This window comes from Parabacteroides johnsonii DSM 18315, assembly GCF_025151045.1.
Lineage (GTDB): Bacteria > Bacteroidota > Bacteroidia > Bacteroidales > Tannerellaceae > Parabacteroides > Parabacteroides johnsonii.
In genome coordinates, this window is the sequence record NZ_CP102285.1 from 454,845 (window position 1) to 473,001 (window position 18,157).

General features: G+C 44.7%; 11 protein-coding genes. 9 read left to right on the top strand and 2 right to left on the bottom strand.

What is annotated here, in order from left to right; translation table 11 throughout:
* Window positions 1-9 precede the first annotated feature (9 nt).
* The 3 genes from NQ564_RS02065 to NQ564_RS02075 are packed head-to-tail and all read left to right on the top strand — an operon-like array spanning window position 10 to window position 4,112.
* A complete protein-coding gene (locus tag NQ564_RS02065; RefSeq protein ID WP_008148957.1) occupies window positions 10-1,761 on the top strand; it encodes a RagB/SusD family nutrient uptake outer membrane protein in 1,752 nt (583 codons plus the stop codon).
* A gap of 37 nt (window positions 1,762-1,798) precedes the next feature.
* Window positions 1,799-2,653 carry a sugar phosphate isomerase/epimerase family protein gene (locus tag NQ564_RS02070; RefSeq protein WP_008148955.1) on the top strand — a complete coding sequence of 285 codons (855 nt, stop codon included), beginning with the start codon at window positions 1,799-1,801 and terminating at the stop codon, window positions 2,651-2,653.
* Between the two features lie 25 nt (window positions 2,654-2,678).
* On the top strand, window positions 2,679-4,112 hold the full coding sequence (locus NQ564_RS02075) for a Gfo/Idh/MocA family oxidoreductase (RefSeq protein ID WP_008148953.1): 1,434 nt from the start codon (window positions 2,679-2,681) through the stop codon (window positions 4,110-4,112).
* A gap of 84 nt (window positions 4,113-4,196) precedes the next feature.
* Here NQ564_RS02075 and NQ564_RS02080 read toward each other — a convergent pair whose 3' ends face one another.
* Window positions 4,197-5,690 carry an IMP dehydrogenase gene (locus NQ564_RS02080; protein ID WP_008148952.1) on the bottom strand — a complete coding sequence of 498 codons (1,494 nt, stop codon included), beginning with the start codon at window positions 5,688-5,690 and terminating at the stop codon, window positions 4,197-4,199.
* Window positions 5,691-5,794: 104 nt separating this feature from the next.
* On the opposite strand from NQ564_RS02080, the gene NQ564_RS02085 reads away from it, so the two are divergent.
* The 5 genes from NQ564_RS02085 to NQ564_RS02105 all read left to right on the top strand — a co-directional run bounded on the left by NQ564_RS02085 (window position 5,795) and on the right by NQ564_RS02105 (window position 15,820).
* Window positions 5,795-6,502: a pirin family protein gene (locus tag NQ564_RS02085; protein ID WP_008148950.1), complete on the top strand. Its 708-nt coding sequence runs from the start codon at window positions 5,795-5,797 to the stop codon at window positions 6,500-6,502.
* Between the two features lie 1,201 nt (window positions 6,503-7,703).
* Window positions 7,704-10,742: a SusC/RagA family TonB-linked outer membrane protein gene (locus NQ564_RS02090; protein ID WP_008148947.1), complete on the top strand. Its 3,039-nt coding sequence runs from the start codon at window positions 7,704-7,706 to the stop codon at window positions 10,740-10,742.
* A gap of 14 nt (window positions 10,743-10,756) precedes the next feature.
* Window positions 10,757-12,478 (top strand): RagB/SusD family nutrient uptake outer membrane protein, encoded by a 1,722-nt coding sequence (locus NQ564_RS02095; RefSeq protein ID WP_008148944.1) that lies wholly within the window; start codon window positions 10,757-10,759, stop codon window positions 12,476-12,478.
* Window positions 12,479-12,598: 120 nt separating this feature from the next.
* A complete protein-coding gene (locus NQ564_RS02100) occupies window positions 12,599-14,371 on the top strand; it encodes a DUF6057 family protein (protein WP_008148943.1) in 1,773 nt (590 codons plus the stop codon).
* A 3-nt stretch (window positions 14,372-14,374) separates the two neighbouring features.
* Window positions 14,375-15,820, top strand: a complete 1,446-nt coding sequence (locus NQ564_RS02105; protein ID WP_008148941.1) for a TolB family protein — start codon at window positions 14,375-14,377, stop codon at window positions 15,818-15,820.
* Between the two features lie 204 nt (window positions 15,821-16,024).
* On the opposite strand, the gene NQ564_RS02110 is transcribed toward NQ564_RS02105, so the two are convergent.
* Entirely contained in the window at window positions 16,025-17,308 is a 1,284-nt protein-coding gene (locus tag NQ564_RS02110) for a M64 family metallopeptidase (protein ID WP_008148938.1), read from the bottom strand.
* A 90-nt stretch (window positions 17,309-17,398) separates the two neighbouring features.
* Here NQ564_RS02110 and NQ564_RS02115 point away from each other — a divergent pair, with 90 nt between their 5' ends.
* Window positions 17,399-17,875, top strand: coding sequence for a pyridoxamine 5'-phosphate oxidase family protein (locus tag NQ564_RS02115; protein WP_008148936.1), 477 nt, complete (start codon window positions 17,399-17,401; stop codon window positions 17,873-17,875).
* The last annotated feature ends 282 nt before the right edge of the window (window positions 17,876-18,157 follow it).

Below are 18,157 nucleotides of genomic sequence, written 5' to 3' on the forward strand. Positions count from 1 at the left end.
GATGGAATTATGAAATACAATTTTATATCAAATACGATCTTTTCTAAATTAATAGCAGTAGCGTTCTTTTTGGGAGGTTTGTTCGGGTGTAATGATGACTTTTTGGAAGAGAAACCGTTAGACTTTTTATCTTCGGAAAATGCCTATTCGGAAGCATCGGGTATTAAATTAGGAATAAATGGACTTCACAGTTATTTGCGCGACGTGTTGTATTATGGAGATGATGCTATTGTCTATTTTTACAGTTCAATGGCTGATGTCAGTTACAATGGGGAAAATCCAGGAGGTGTAACATATGAAGTATTGACCCCTTCCAATAGTTTGTTTTATAAATTGTGGAAGAATATGTATATTCTGATCAGTCGTTCTAATGAGTTGTTACTTTATATAGATGAGGAAGAAACGACAGGTTGGGATAGTCCTGAACAGCGAGCATTATATAAGGGAGAAGTTTTGTTTTTCCGTGCGTATGCTTATCGTTTACTTACTTCTTTTTATGGAGATGTTCCTCTGTTGGTTGATGCGGTGACTGTTCCTAAAACAGAATTTGTTCGTACATCATTAAAAGATGTGTACGCTCAAGTGGAGAGTGATTTACTTTTTGCTACTCAACATTTGCCAGATCCTGGTAAGGAAGAAGAAAAAGGACGTGTTACAAAAGGTGCTGCCTACCATTTGTTGTCAGAGGTTTATTTACAAGAGGGTAAATATAAAGAAGCGGTTGAAGCTGCTACACATGTGATAGATGATTTTGGTTATCGATTGATGACTGAGCGTTTCGGGGCGACAACTGATGTCTTTAAAACAGGTGATGTATTCTTAGATTTGTTTGCGTATGGTAATCAAAATCTGAGTGAAAATAAAGAGGCGATATGGGTAGCTCAGTTTGGTGCTAACCTGTCAGGGGGAGGAGGAACAGGCAATGGTCCTCAGGGTTCAAATGTATCGGGTGGTGGAGGACAAAATAACGGTCCTCGTCGTCATGGCCCTCGTTATTATTCTTTGGGAAATGACCCAGCTGGATACGCTTGTATATTAGGTGAATTTATTGACGGTAAATATACTGGATATAGTGATACGTTAAGCCGTCCGGTTTCTTGGTCACGTCCGACATATCATGTGACTCATGAAGTTTGGGCTTCTGATTGGGATAATGATATTCGAAATGCACCTCATAATATTAAGCGTACTTATTATTTCCAAAATCCGGAATCGCCTTATAATGGACAAGTCATAGATTTCTCTTTGTGGGGTAGTTATGAAACAAATGGTCGTAATCCGATGAAAGATACTTGTAATTTTATATATCCTTATTGGATCGGAAAGGTTGGCGATCCTTGTCATATCCAAGCAGAACCCCTTCGTAGTGGTGGAGGATATACATGGAAGGATTGTTACTTTATGCGATTGGCAGAAACCTATTTAAATCGGGCAGAAGCTTATATTCAGTTAGGTGAAATGCAAAAAGCAGCAGATGATATCAATGTTGTCCGTTCACGTGCAAATGCTAAGCCAGTAGCAGTAGGCGATGTTACTATTGATTATTTGTTGGATGAACGAATCCGCGAATTATATACGGAAGAATTTCGTGAAGTTGTTTTGCGTCGCACTGGCAAATTCCTTGAATATCTGCGAAAGTATAACAATAATCCGCAGGCTCCTGGAATGAATGTGAAAGACCACAATGTTTTGTGGCCGATCCCTCAAACAGAAATAGATGCTACCGGTGGTGCGCTTACGCAAAATCCTGGTTATAATTAATATGTATGTTAGATATTGGTAAACCAGGAATAATTTCATGGAAAAATCAAGAAGATCATTTTTAATAAAAGGGGTGACTGGGGCTATGCTTATGGCCACCCCGAATATAGTGAAAGCCGGCGTAATGGATATGGCCAAGCCGAAAGTGGCTAAAGCTGTAAATCCTTTCCATCTTGGCATGGCTGGCTTTACGTTTGTTGCGTTTGATTTGGAAACTACGTTGAAGACTTTGCAGCGTCTGGATATTCATTATCTCTGTATTAAAGATTTTCATCTGCCTTACGATTGTACGGATGCACAAATAGAAGAGTTGCATGCCAAATGTGCTTCGTATGGTGTGAAAGGATATGCTGTCGGTCCGATCAATATGAAGACAAAAGATGAAATAGACCATGCGTTTGAATATGCAAAACGAGTAGGAGTAAAAACGATAGTCGGTGTTCCTACGTATGAACTATTGTCATACGTGGATAAAAAGGTAAAGGAGTACGATTTTCACTATGCCATCCATTTGCATGGACCGGATTTACCAGTATTCCCGGATGCCAAAGATGTGTGGGAACATACTAAAGATTTGGACCCGCGTATAGGTATGTGTCTGGATATAGGACATGATTTGCGTAGCGGTCGTGACCCTGTCGCTGATTTGAAAAAATATCATACGCGTGTATTTGATATGCATATCAAGGATGTGACAGACTCGACAAAAGCAGGACATGCTATTGAATTAGGCCGTGGAAAGATTGATTTTCCTGCTTTAGTACAGATGATGCGTGAGGTCAACTATACAGGAATGTGTAGCTTGGAATATGAAAAGGATAGGAATGATCCGTTTTTAGGAATTGCTGAATCTATCGGTTATTTCAAAGCTGTTAGTGATATGGTTTATTGATGTTTAATTTGAATTTATAAAGATAATGAAGTCAGATATTATTTCACGTCGCTCATTTTTTAAGCAGGCTTTGGCTTTTTCTGCGGTATCGGCGATACCTTCATTTTGGATTCCCAAAGCGAATGCTGCTTCTGTTGCATCCCGTATGAGTGCAAATGATAAAGTGAGAGTTGCTTTTATAGGTATCGGCAACCGGGGAGCTGATATTTCACAACGGATGTTTAAGACCGGACTGTGTGAAGTGGTTGCCCTTTGTGATGTCGATATGGGAGCTCCGCATACTCAGAAGATTATTTCAATGTTTCCGGACGTTCCTCGTTTTCAGGATTTTCGTCAGATGTTTGATAAAATGGCTGATAAGATCGACGCTGTCACGGTTTGTACTCCTGACCATTCCCATTTTCCAATTACTATTGAAGCAATGGCTCATGGAAAGCATGTTTATGTGGAAAAGCCGATGGCTCGTACTTTCCAGGAAGTGGAACTGATGATGCGGGCGGAAAAGAAATTTGGAGTAGTTACTCAAATGGGAAATCAAGGACATTCGGAGGCGAATTATTTTCAGTTTAAAGCATGGAAAGAGGCTGGATTAATAAAAGATGTCACTGCAATTACTGCTCACATGAATAACCCTCGTCGTTGGCATGGTTGGAATCCGAATATTAAGCATTTGCCGATGGGTGAACCTGTTCCGGAATCATTGGATTGGGATACTTGGCTCGGCGTACGGCCTTATCACGAATATAATCATGATTATCATTTGGGACAATGGCGTTGCTGGTATGATTTTGGGATGGGGACTTTGGGTGACTGGGGAGCTCATCTTTTAGATACGGCTCATGAATTTCTTGATTTAGGTTTGCCTAATGAAATTAATCCGTTATATCTGAAAGACCATAATCCGTTTTTTTATCCGATGTCGTCTACGATCCTTTTTAAATTCCCTGAGCGGAATAATATGCCGGCGGTAGATGTAACTTGGTATGATGGTTTGGATAATATTCCGGCTGTTCCTGAAAATTATGGTACTTCGGAGGTCGATCCGAATATCCCTGCTGTGAATGGAGGTAAATTGCAGTTGGTGAATCTGAATCCAGGTAAAGAAATTTATACGAAAACATTGACGTTTAAGGGAGGATCTCATGGAAGTACATTGTCTGTTATTCCGGATAAAATAGCGAAAGAGATGAATCCGGTTTTACCGGAGTATGGAAAAAGTCCTTCAGATCATTATGCAAATTTCTTATTGGCTTGTCAAGGAAAAGAAAAAACTCGTTCTCCTTTTTCTGTGGCCGGGCCGTTAAGCCAAGTCTTTTGTCTTGGAGTATTGGCACAACGTCTGAACAGAAAGTTGGTTTTTGACCGGGAGTCGAAACAAATCAGTAATGATCCTATTGCAAATCAAATGTTAATAGGCGAACAACCTCGTGAAGGCTGGGAGCAGTATTACAAAATATAGTGATAACTTTATTATTGTGATATACTAAAAAAGAGTATCGGGACTTTCCTGATACTCTTTTTTATGCAGTTCTTAATTTTATTCTTAGTTCTGCTCCTTCAAAATCACATCATGCGCACCGCCTTCTACGATACTGGTTGAAGAGACCAGTGTGATTTTGGCGTTCTTTTGCAGATCGGGGATGGTGATAGCTCCGCAACTACACATCGTGGCGATTATTTTGCCTAATGTGAGGTTGAGGTTGTCTTTCATCTTACCGGCATAGGGAACATAGCTGTCGACGCCCTCTTCGAACTTCAGTGCTTCGCTGCCGCCCATATCGTAACGCTGCCAGTTCTTGGCGCGGTTTGAGCCTTCACCCCAGTATTCTTTCACGAAGTTGTTACCGATTTTCATCTTCTTCGTAGGAGATTCGTCGAAACGGGCGAAATAACGTCCCATCATCAGGAAGTCCGCACCCATCGCCAAAGCAAGGACCATGTGATAGTCATGTACCAAGCCGCCGTCGCTGCAAATAGGCACATAAATACCCGTCTTTTTCATATATTCGTCGCGTGCCTGTGCTACGTCGATCAATGCGGTAGCCTGTCCGCGGCCGATACCTTTCTGTTCACGGGTGATACAGATGGAACCGCCACCGATACCCACCTTGATGAAATCGGCTCCGGCTTCGACCAGGTAGTCGAAACCTTCTTTGTCAACAACATTGCCGGCACCGACCAGCACCTTGTCACCATAGTTTTTCTTGATCCATTGCAGAGTTTCCTGCTGCCATTCGGAATAGCCGTCGGATGAATCGATACACAAAACATCGACACCCGCTTCAACCAACGCAGGAACACGTTCCATATAGTCGCGTGTGTTGATTCCGGCCCCAACGAGCAGTTTCTTATCGCTGCCGGATAACTCTTTCGGATTATCGCGGTGGCTGTCGTAGTCTTTGCGGAAGACGAAGTATTGCAAGTTCTGCTCCTTGTCGATGATCGGCAACGTATTCAGTTTATGATCCCAGATGATCTGGTTGGCTTCACTCAACGTCATGCCCAGTTCGCCGACGATCAGCTTGGAGAACGGAGTCATGAATTCTTTCACCTTCTTGTCGGGAGAATCTTTTTCCGCACGATAGTCGCGACTGGTCACCATTCCCAGCAATTTACCGTTAGGAGTACCGTCGTCCGTCACACCGATCGTAGAGTGTTCGGTGCGCTGTACCAGAGCGATTACATCTGCCAGCGTATTTTCAGGAGTCAGATTGGAGTCGCTGATTACGAATCCGGCTTTGAACTTCTTTACTTTCCGAACCATTTCAGCCTGGCTGTCGATAGGTTGTGAACCGAAGATGAAAGACAGTCCTCCGTTGCGGGCCAATTCGATGGCCAACTTGGGACCGGACACAGATTGCATGATCGCTGAAACGAAAGGAATGTTTAACTCGATCGCAGGCTTTTCGCCCACTTTGTGTTTCACAAGCGGAGTTTTCAGCGAAACGTTGGTTGGCACACATTGTTTGGTGGTTAAACCGGGAATAAGCAAGTATTCACCGAATGTTCTTGATACATCGTTTAAGTAAACTGCCATAGTGTTTATATTTACTGGATGATTTTATTAGGGCACAAAAGTACTAAAAACTTTTCTTCCTTCCATAATGTTCTATAGACGTAATTAACAAAGGAGGATTATTTATGAAAACAATAGTGGATAAAGCCAATACTCGCGGGTATGCAAATCATGGATGGCTGAAGACCCATCATACTTTTAGTTTTGCCAATTACTACAACCCGAAGCGAGTACATTTTGGCATGCTTCGTGTCCTGAATGACGACTCGATCGCTCCGGGAGAGGGCTTCGATACACATCCACACAAGAATATGGAAGTAATCTCTATCCCTTTGAAAGGATATATGCGTCATGGCGACAGCATCCGGAACAGCGAAGTGATTACTCCGGGCGATATCCAGGTGATGAGTGCAGGTTCGGGGATTTTCCATAGCGAGTTCAACGATAGCGGTGAAGAGCAGCTGGATCTTCTTCAGATCTGGGTGTTCCCGCGCGAGGAGAATACAGAACCTCATTATAAGAATTATGATATCCGTTCCGTCTTGAAGAAGAATGAGCTGGGAGTGATGATTGCGCCGGATGGTTCCGCCCCGGCTTCTATCAACCAGGATGCGTGGTTCTCGATGGGTACGTTGGATGCGGGACTGGTGAAGGAGTACAAACTGCATGGCAAGAAGAACGGCGTTTACCTGTTTGTGATTGAAGGCGAAGTGGAGGTTGCTGATACAGTCCTTTCCAAACGTGACGGAGCCGGTTTCTGGGACACCGACAGTATTGCCATAGAAGTTCTGAAACACGCGACTGTGCTTTTGATGGAAGTTCCGATGGAATAATCTTTGTCAAAATGACAAAACGTCAAACAGGCTCCGGTTTCTATTGGCTGTAGCCGGGATAAGTATCGGGAGGTAGCGTTTGTCGTCTTCTCGCGGAGATAAGGATTTCCGTTTTGCTACAGGAATGGAGCTATATGAATCTTTTTGTCTGCTGAAAGAATATCAATAAGCCTATGTCTATCGGTCGTGATAGAAATAGTCGAGGATAGCAGGCAAAACGATTATCCGGAACAGTCCGTCCGACAGATGCTTCCAGACAAAATAGAACGTCTCCGACAATGGTTTTTCTCAAAATAGGGGACTTGATCTTATAAAAGTGCCGACTTTCTTGCATGAAGGTCGGCACTTTCTATGTAAAAGGTCCTTATATTCCTACCCGTACATACCTATGTATATTCGCATACATGCTAATGAAACCAGAAACATATGCTTATGGAGCAGGGAATACATGCAAATGTAGCCTGATTTGCCTTGTAAGGGAATCTGTAAGGGCGGGCTTACAGTATTGATGTGTTAGCCTAATTGTTTGATCGGTAATAAAATGTCCGGTAAGATAGAGACTGGGTGTTATTTTGATTTATCAGAATACTTGTGCTGGAGGAAGTACAGAAAAGCCTTTTCATCTCTTTATAAAAAATCAATCGAAGAAATTTCTTGTTGGAAAGAAAAGAACTACAGTCTTAATAGAACTATGGTATTTTTACAAACCCACCGTGTATTGTAATTGAAAATTCATTAAAAACACATTACCAAACTCTTACCTCGGATATGTTTTAACAATACCATTCAGTTGGGCGTAAAATTAAACAAAAATATTCAAATAAAAGGATTGGTTTCCCAAAAAGTTTCAAAGGAAGAAACGCTGAAAAGTTCTCGAACCGCTTCTAATGTACTACTACAGATATACTTATTTGTTTGAAAAACGTCTTTTGAGGAGATGAGAGTAAGACTTGTATCCGCTTCTGTTAATATTCAAACCATATCATAAAATCCGAAAATAAGTACCATAGTTCTATTAAGACTATAGTCATTTTAACTGCCTGTATTAATTAAAAATAGTTTATATGGACAACTTAAATAGATAGGCCTATGAGATAGGAATAGAGAAAACTGACAGAAAGACTTTAGGTCTTATTTAGAGTGTGATAAGCTTCAGGCTTAGATCGATTTATTATTAACCTTTTTATAATAATACAAGAAAATGCAACAAAAACAGAATTGTGACTATCCTCTAAGAAGGAAAGGTTCAATATCTCGAGTATCGAAAGTCACTTGCGGACTGCTTTTTTGTCTGACGACAGGAGCATTTGCGGCTGGTGAGAATGTTGAATTGTTAACCTCGAATCGGATAGAGAATGCAGTACCGGATCAAGTAGGAAAGACTGTAACGATTATAGTCCAGGATGAAATGGGGCCGGTAGCGGGAGCTAATGTTGTTGTGAAAGGAACTACAAACGGAAATATCTCGGATATGGACGGAAAGGTCGTTTTGCAGAATGTTCCCAATAACTCGACTTTAGTGATTTCTTTTATCGGTTATATAACTCAGGAAGTGAAGGTAAGCAACCAGGCGACCATCCATGTGAAGTTGGTTGAAGATGCCAAAGCATTGGAAGAAGTCGTGGTGATCGGCTATGGTTCTTTGGACAAGAAGCAGGTGACCAGCGCCATCACCTCGTTGAAAGCCGATGACCTGATGGTCGGTGTGAGTGGGGCGGATATCTCGGCGTCCTTGCAAGGTAAGATCGGCGGTTTGGTGATGAATAACTTGGGAAGTGCCAATTCCGGTACGACTTTCCAGCTTCGCGGTATGACTTCCATCAATTCCGGAAAGGCGCCTCTTATCGTGATCGATGGTTTCCCAGGGGGTGATATCCGTTCGTTGACGCAGGATGATATCAAGTCTATCGATGTATTGAAAGATGCTTCCGCCGGTGCTATCTACGGAACCCGTGCGGCCGCCGGTGTGATCTTGATCACAACTAAAAGCGGCTCGGATACGAATGGGAAAGTGAGACTCACGTACAGCAACGAGTTTACGAAAAAACAAAACTACAATGCTCCCGAGATGTTGTCCGGCCGCGAATATGCCGAACATAATATCGGTACGGATTACGGTTCCGATACAAACTGGTGGGACGAGTTGATCAATAAGGATAATTTCTCCCAGAAACACCATCTGGCATTGGAGATGGGTACGGAAAAGGCACAGGTTTATACTTCTTTCTTCTATGAAAAGAACCAGGGCATCGCGTTGCAAGACGAACGCCAGGATTATGGCGGACGTGTGAACGCTTCTTTCAAGTTGTTCGATGATTGGCTGGAAGTCCGTCCGGCTGTGGATTATCGCCAGGCTGCCCGTAACAACCACTATCCGAATTTCCAGCAAGCCATGCGTAATAACCCGACCCGCTCTCCGTACGATCCGGATAGTGAAACCGGCTATAATGTGTGGATCAACGAATCGTTGGACTATAACGTCGTAGCGGATGCCATGCTGGAAGATTACTACGGATTGGATAAATGGTTCAAGCCGGAAGTAAACCTGAAGTTGAATATCAAGCCTATTCCAGGTTTGAATTACCAGCAGGTTATCGGTTATGAAAACCGTCAATGGGAATTGCACCAATATTGGCCCAGCACACACCGAAGCGAGATTGACAATTCCCGTAAGGGGCATGCTCATCTGGCTTTCAGTAAGACGGAAAACCTGACTTCGGAAGGATATTTCTCTTATGTAAAAGACTTTAAAGGAGGACATAATCTGAACGCAACGGCTGGTTATTCTTATTTTGAAGTCAACGGGGAAAATTTCGGTATGGATAATTATAATTTCTCGGTCGATGGTATCAAATATTGGGATATAGGCCAGGGCAGTTACCTGACGGATGGCAAGGCCGGCATGAGCTCCGGTAAATCGGTTACGGAACGTTTGTTCTCATTCTTTGCCCGTGCCAATTATTCCTACCAGGATAAATATATGCTTTCTGCCTCTATCCGTCATGAAGGTTCTTCCAAGTTTGCGGCCGACAACCGTTGGGCGAACTTCTGGTCTGCAACGGCAGGATGGCGTATCTCGAACGAAGAGTTCATGAAAGACTTTGAATGGTTGGACGATTTGAAGATCCGTTTCGGTTATGGTGTGACCGGTAATAATGATTTTAGTGCGACTTATATGGCCAATATGTTAGGTTCGGACACGAACTGGATGATGCCGAACGGAACATGGGCGTACTCATACGGTAAATCGCAAAATGTCAATCCTAATTTGGGATGGGAAGAAAAGAAGGAGTGGAACTTGGGTGTCGATTACTCTTTCTTCGAAGGCCGCTTGTATGGTAAGTTCGACTACTATCGCCGTAAGGTGGACAACCTTTTGTTCAGTGTAAAGGTTCCGCAACCTCCTTATACACAGGGTAGCCAGATGCAAAATATCGGTAGTATGGAAAGTAAAGGTTGGGAGTTCGAAGTCGGTGGCGACATTATTCGTACAAAAGATTTCACTTGGTCTTCCAGCATGAACCTGAGCCATAATACCGGAAAGATCCTGACGTTGGAGGGTGACAACTCCTATCATAACGGTAACGGTTTCGTGGCTCCGGGAACTCCGGGCGATGCAGCCCGTATGGAAGCCGGTTCGACAATCGGTTCTTTCTATATGTGGAAGTTTGCAGGGTTCGATGATGAGGGCAGTTTCTTGCTGTATAACAAAGACGGCGAAGTGATCCCGGCTGCACAGAAAACGGAGAACGACAAACAATATATAGGCAACTATACTCCGAAACTGATTATCGGATGGAGTCACACCTTGACTTATAAGAACTTTGATTTAGGTATCAATCTGCGTAGCTGGATCGATTTCGATGTGTATAATACAATCAATATGTATTACGGTATCCAGGGACAGGGCAATCTGAATGTCTTGAAAGATGCTTATGGCAAATTCAACCATATCAAGGGCGAAAAGCAGGTTTGTGACTATTTCCTGGAAGACGGTACATTCCTGAAGATCGATGCGATCACGCTGGGCTATACGCTTCCGATGAAGAAGTACACGAACAACCTGATCGACCGGATCCGTATTTATGGTACGGTGGGTAACGTTTGCACGATCACCGGCTATAGCGGTATGAATCCGGAAGTGGATATCACGGGCTGGGATAAAGGAACGGAAAAGTTCTGGAGCGATTTCTATCCGGTCGTCCGTACTTGGACATTAGGTATGCAGTTTAACTTCTAATACAAGATTGTAAGATGAAAAAGAAAAATATATTCCAATTGTTTTTATCCGGAGTGATCTGCCTGCTGTGCACTACTTCCTGTAGTGTCGAACCTGATTTTTATTCGCAGGTGGTTCCGGAGACTTTTTATAGCTCACAAGATGCCGTATGGCAACGTTTCAACCGGCCGTTTACTCACTGGCGCTGGTACATCGCTCACGACAGTCCGCGTTGGTTGTTGCAGGAACTGGGGACGGACGAGTTCTGTCTGCCTACGCGTGGTAGCGACTGGTATGACGGGGCTGTCTATCAGAAATTCCATCATCATGAGTATACGGAAGACATGACGCGTGTCGAGACGGGCTGGACCAACTTTGCGATGGGAGTCGCTTTGGCTTGGGATGCATTGGAAGATCTGGAAAATGTCGACTTCGATGCCTTGGGCTTTGAAGAGGGTACGCGCGAATCCATGTTGAACCAACAACGTACGTTGGCTGCATCTTTCTATTTGGATGGTTTGGACTTTTTCGGCGGGGTGCCTTTGTACACGACGACCCAGAGCGAAGTGAAAGGACGTTCGACGGATGTCGAGACATTCAACTTTATCGATTCCTTATTGAAAATAGCCGTTCCGAATCTTCCGATCAAAGAAGAACTGGGCGGGATGGAAACCGGTTCGATCCATCGTGCTGCCGGTGCAGCTTTGCAGGCCCGTTTGTATTTCAATGCCAAGTCTTATATCGGCAAGGAGATGTTTACCGAAGCCGCCCAGATCTGCCAGGATATTATCGACGGTAAGTACGGGCAGTATGCGTTGGAAACGGATTGGACGAACATATTCGGATTTGACAACGAACGTTGTCCCGAACTGATCTGGTCCGTACCCAGCCAGAATGCGAAGACCGAGACGGATGCCATGTATTGGGGTATGATGGTTCCTTATAACTATAAGAACTATCTGGGTGGACTGGAAGGTTCCGGTTCGGACAATGCCCTCGGACTGGTGCCGAGTCTCGATCCTACAGGTAAACGCTACTCTTATAAATTGGGCGGAGCGTATGCGAAGTTCCATGACAAGGATATCCGCAAGCAACCGTATGTATATGAAGGCAATGGCAAATATCGCGGTATGTTTATCGTGGGTGAATTGGTGAATCCGCTGAATCCGGAATGGGTTTGTACGGGTACGCGCGAGTATGCCGGCGAGGTGATCACGGTCGTTGACCAGATCGCTTATTTTGCCAAGGTAGGAAAAGATCCGCTTTATCCGGATGTGGCTTCGTTACCTTCGACGGTTGCGACAGCAGAAGAAAACTCCGGGGTACGTGTGACGAAACGCAGTCCGCGTCCGACTCAGGAAGAGTTCAAGCGGAAAGGCGATCCGGATGTACCGGTGATCCGTCTGGCCGAGATCTATTATATGCTGGCCGAATGCAAGATGCGTGCCGGTGACAAACAGGGGGCTGCCGATTTGATCAATACGGTTCGCAAGCGTTACTTCGAAGACGGAGTCGATCCAGATCCGGTAACGGCTACTAATCTGGACAAATACCGTATGCTGGACGAGTGGCAATTGGAATTCTTGGCCGAAGGACGCCGCCGTACGGACTTGATCCGTTGGGATGCCTATGTGACGGAAGACTGGTGGGATCATAAGGCGACGAACAATCCGAACCTGAATCGTTTCCCGATCCACTACAGTCTGATCGGTGCTAATAACCTGCTGGAACAAAACCCGGGTTACGGCAGTAAGTAAAATGTGAAAGATTATAAAGTATAATTTTACTCTTTAGACCGGGGGAGAGAGGAACAGTCGCCAGAAGATGACTTCCTCTCTTCTTTTGTTTCATTTCTTTTTAACGAAAACAATAGGATTATGAAAGGGAGGACGCTTGTATTTTGGCTGTTCGTCTTTGCAGGGCTTTGGTTCTTCTTTTGTTCGTTCGGGACTTCTACGTTCCAACGGCAGGAAGAAGTGCAGCTGTTTATTCCCGAATGGGTGGTTATCCGGGATATGCTGTCTGTTCCCGGCGGCTTTTGTGCGGTGGTTGGGCAGGCTTTGGTTCAATATTATACCTCTTCCCTGTTTGTTTTGTGGGTTAACAGTGCTTTCTTGTGTGTAATCGGTTTCTTGTGTTATCTGCTTTTACAGGAGATCGCACCGCGCGGATATAATCTGTTGCTTGCCTTATTTCCTGTTTTGGGATTGGTGAAAGCTCATACGAGCCCTTTTTATGTCTTGGACGGAACGGTCGGACTTCTCCTCTTATTGTTCTTTTCTTCTGTTTTTATCCGTATCCGGAGACCGAAGGTGCAGTTGTTTTATGGTGTGGCAAGTGTGGTTCTTATCTATGGTTTGGCCGGTCAGTTGGCGGCGCTTTACGGTCTGGTGGTGGTTTTCATGAGCCTCTTGTGCCGGAGGGAGAAATGGTACGGTTCGTTTGCCGTGTTTTTGATAGGAGTGTTGTTGACTTATATCGGTATTCGTTTGGCTACCGGCATTCCGTTGACAGACGGGATTTATTCGGAAAGGTATCAGGAGTCTCAGTTGCAGCCGGACTCTTATGTCTATTTTATCTGGATTCGTTTTGTCGTCTTGCTTTTGACTCTATTGGTGGCGGCCTTCGCGATGAAGTTTCTTCCCAGAGGAAAGCGTTCGGTCGGAGTTGCCGTTACAGGCAGTTTGTTGGTCGTCCTGTTTTGCTTTTCCGCATTTTGTCTGCCCGGACCGTATGAAGTACGGAACAACCGGATGAACGAGCTGTCCGTTTGGGAGCAAAGGAACGAGTGGGACACGATTATCCGTGAACATCCTGAGAAGGAAGTGACGGATTATGTCAGCCTAAACTATCTGAATATGGCATTGGCGCAAAAAGGTCTTTTAGGTGACCGGTTGTTTCATTATGACCAGAAAGGGCCGCAAAGCCTTCTGGTTTCCTGGGACCGGACTTATTATATGAGTTGCCTGTTGAGTGATCTCCATTATATGATCGGGGATATCAGCCTTTCGGAAGGATATGCGATGGAAGGGTTGACACTTGCCAAGCGGGGAGGAAGTCCCCGCATGCTTCAACGCCTGGTCAAGATTAGCCTGATACGGAGAGACTCTGCTTTGGCAGATAAGTATCTGGACATACTCGGCCGGTTGCCGGGCTATCGGCGTTGGGCGGAAAAATATGCCGGTTATGTTCTTCATCCCGAAAGGATCGGGCGGGATGAAGAGCTTGCCGTGAAGACTGTGCCGGCCTTCCGGCCGGACAATTTGCTTTGCCTGATCGACATCGACAGCCTTTGGTCGGGACATCTTTCTGAACCAGGCGTAAATCGGGTCGCATGGGAATATGTAGGTTGTTCCTATCTGCTGGCGAAGGAAATGGAGAAATTCAAGACATTCCTGTCCCGTGCCGGCACGTTTGTTCAAGGACGGTCCCTTCCCATTCATTTTCAGGAGGCGGCATTGGTTTTGGCGGTCGAGGATCTTTCTGTCCTTGACAGGGTTGCTGTCCGATCTGAGATCGTGCAACGGTATAAACAATTCCAGAAAGATATTCTGAAACTCAAGAATAGTAGTGACGGACTTTCTTGGCTTTACCAGCAATATGGAGACACTTTCTGGTTTTATTATTATTGTAAAAAATTGAATGGATAGTCTATGAAGTATTTATATCCCCTGTTATGGCTTTTTGTCTTTTTATCCTGTAACGATGTGTTGCCCGATGCGGAGGAAACGGAAGGAGAAATAGAAATCTTTCCCGATTATAAAGAGGTCGCGGTCCCCTGCAATATCGCTCCGCTGAACTTCAAACTGAAAGAACCTTGCGAAGCAATCGCCCTATTTTCCGGCAAGGACTTGCAAATACGGGTGGATTCGGATAACGGTTCTTTCCAAATCCCGGAGAAGAAGTGGCGCCGGCTGTTGGACGCATCGGCGGGAGGAAAACTTACGGTCGGGATCTATATCCGTAAAGAGGATAGATGGCTTCGCTATCCTTCTTTTTTCATTCAGGTTGTCGAAGATAAGATCGATTCCTATCTGGTCTATCGCCGTATCGCACCGGGCTACCGGATGTGGAACAGGATGGGGATTTACCAGCGTTGCCTGGAGGATTTTACGGAAGAAACTTTTCTCGACAATAAGTTGACGAACAATAATTGCATGAACTGCCATTCCTTCTGTATGCAGAATCCGGACCGGATGCTTTTCCACCAACGTGCGCTACACGCCGGGACTTACCTTCTGAAGGACGGTCATATCGAGAAGCTGGCTACGAAGACCGAACGGACTATTTCCGCTTTGGTCTATCCCGCCTGGCACCCGTCCGGGCGATATGTCGCGTTTTCGACGAATGATACGAAACAGGATTTTCACCTTTCGGATGCGAATCGGGTGGAAGTGTTCGACAATCGGTCGGATGTAGTGGTCTATGACGTGGAGAAACATGAAATCATAACATCTCCCCACTTGTCATCGGAGGAGAATATGGAGACTTTTCCGGCATTCTCTCCGGATGGCAGACGGTTGTATTTCTGTTCCGCACCGGCATGCCAGATGCCTGAGTCGTACCGGGAAATCCACTACAATCTGCAAAGCATTGCTTTCGATCCGGAAAAACGGAGTTTCGGCCAGAAGATAGATACGCTGTATAACGCTAATAAGGAAAGACGCAGCGCGAAGTTTCCGAGAGTATCGCCCGATGGTCGTTTCCTGATGTACACGGTTTCGGACTATGGCAACTTCTCTATCTGGCACAAGGATGCGGATTTGCGGTTATTGGATATGTTGACATGTCAAACAGATTCCCTTCTTCAAGTGAACAGTGACGATGTCGAAAGCTATCATTCCTGGAGCAGCAACAGCCGGTGGTTCGTTTTCAGTAGCCGCCGGGGTGACGGGCTGTATACACGGCCTTATATTTGTTATTTGGATGCGAATGGTGTTCCCGGCAAACCTTTCCTGTTGCCTCAGAAAGAGACGGATTATTATGAACGTTCTCTTTTCTCTTTCAATATCCCCGAACTCATTCGCGGTAAAATCAAGGTCGATACTTCCGAGTTGATCGATATCAGTAAATATGGGGAAGCGGTACGATTAAAATAATGACCGTCTTTATCGCCATGGCGACCGTCTTTGTTTCCATGAAGTCCATGTTCGTCCCCAATGAACATGGACTTCATCGCGATGAAGACGGTCGTCTTAAATTAGATATGTGTGTTCCCCATATTTGAGCAATAGGTGAGTGCTTCTTATCATAATAACAGCAATGAATATCCCAATTATGAAAATAGTTGAAAAATATTCTTACTATTTCTTATCCGTCAGAAAATCGATCATCCGCAGAATGGCCCGTGAGCAGGCCGGGCAGAACGGAGCATAATCGCGCATCATGCAGTGGTCCATCGGACGATAAATGCCTTTGGATAGGTAGCCGCCCCCTTCGAACACACCGGCTTTGTCCTTATGTTCGGCGTCGAGTGGGGTAGGAATCGGCGTATTGGCTGGCAACAAGTCTTTCCATTTGCTGTCGAAATCGACTAAAGTCGTGATGTTCGGTTCCCACGGTTCGTATTTCAAGTTGTAGAAATCCTGGTAAGCTACCTCCGAAGAGAAATATTCGTCTGCCAGGCCGGCGAAGCTATGTCCGAACTCGTGCGTAAAGACGACAGGTGTCCGTGGGTTGTCGGCTGTCCCGCAGGCATAGAAATTATACATTCCGCCACCGCCGTACATATCTGTGTTTATCAGCAGGAATATGGCATCACAGGGTACGTTCCAGACGGCATCGCGGATCGATTTCATATCCGGTGTTGTCAGATAACGGTCCACGCCGAATGTATAATAACCGGAATTGAGGGCTGTGTTCTTAAAGATACCTTTGCCCGAAACATCCGTGCCCGATTCTTCCGATATGAGGCAGACAGCCCATACGTTGAAGTCCCCGCGCCGTGTCGTGAAAGGAGGAGTCGCGAACAAAGCTTCTGTAAATCGTTTTGCATCTGCTACGAATTTCTCCTGTTCATCCGTCGTGTATCCTTCGGCAATGAAAACAAGATCGACTTTTTCTGCCGAGTCGCCGCTTTTCTGTATCTGATGCACTTTATTGTCTTTCAGCTTTCCCCGGTCGATGAAAATACTTTGGGGATCGACCTCCTGCCGGAGCAACGGATGGAATTGCATGTCAGCTTTGTCGCGTGCTGTGATCTCGACATAGACAGGTGCTTTCGGGAAAGGAACGGAAGCGCTGTTTGTCCACGATTGTGTTTCTGTCTTGGCTTGTTCCGTCGAGCGCCATTCTTCGAACAATGTATTGAAACCGCGTGAGTAGATCAGTCGGTCCGTAGCCTTGTCATATACGTTGATATAGTAGCCTCCATAGCCCGACTTGTCGATCAGGTTCTTGACCGGGCCACCCCATACCGGTTCTTCACGCAACTGCTGGATGGCAGCCGATTGTGAGGTTAGATTACCGCTCAAGGCGAAATCCACCCGGAGGCTTTTCTTTTCGAAATAGGTATTGAAGTCACTCTGGGCAAATACGGCGAAGTTGCAGAGAATGGCAAGAAACAAAAGCGAAATCTTTGTTTTCATATTAGTATGCGTTATTATGTGTAATTCTTACTCGCAAATATAAGACTTTTTGTAGATTTGTCGGTCGATATCGTTTAAATATGTAACACTATGTATCATGAAATAAGAAGAAAAGACCGCGTTTTGGATGAAAAAGGCGCAATTGAGTTATTGGAAACGGCTGAATATGGTTTCCTGTCGATGGTGGGGACGGATGGCTTCGGGTATGGAATCCCGATTTCTTTTGTGAAGGAAGGAGAAAGTGTCTATTTCCACTGTGCACCGGAAGGATATAAGTTGGAATGCCTCCGGGAAAATCCGAAAGTGAGTTTTTGCGTAGTGGGAAAAACACATATTATTCCGAATCAGTTCACTACGGCTTATGAATGTGCGCTTGCATTCGGTACGATATATATGGACCTTCCCGAAGAAGAACGCCGGAACGCTTTACGCCTGTTGGCAAAGAAATATTGCTCCGGTTTTGAAGCGATAGGAGAGAAGTATATCGACAAGTCCTTTCACCGGACGAATATCCTGCGGTTGGACATCGAGCATATTTCCGGTAAATGCAAGAGGATAAAAACGTGAAAATTGTTTTTATCAAAATGTCATTGCCACCCCATCAAAATCGAAATTAATAAGGCATATTTGGGGAATTAGTATAGCGGGTAATATTTTTTAACATACTATTTTGTTTGCGAATATCTTATTTGGTTGTCAAAATAATATTTTTTGATGTGGCAGTCTTATTGAAAAAAATGGAAGGAACGATTTCTGCTATATCTTTTTTAAACTAAATTCAGTTTTCCCTGTTTAATTAATAGACGCCACATGCCCGGTCCCGGGAATTACTTCTAAACATGACCAAAT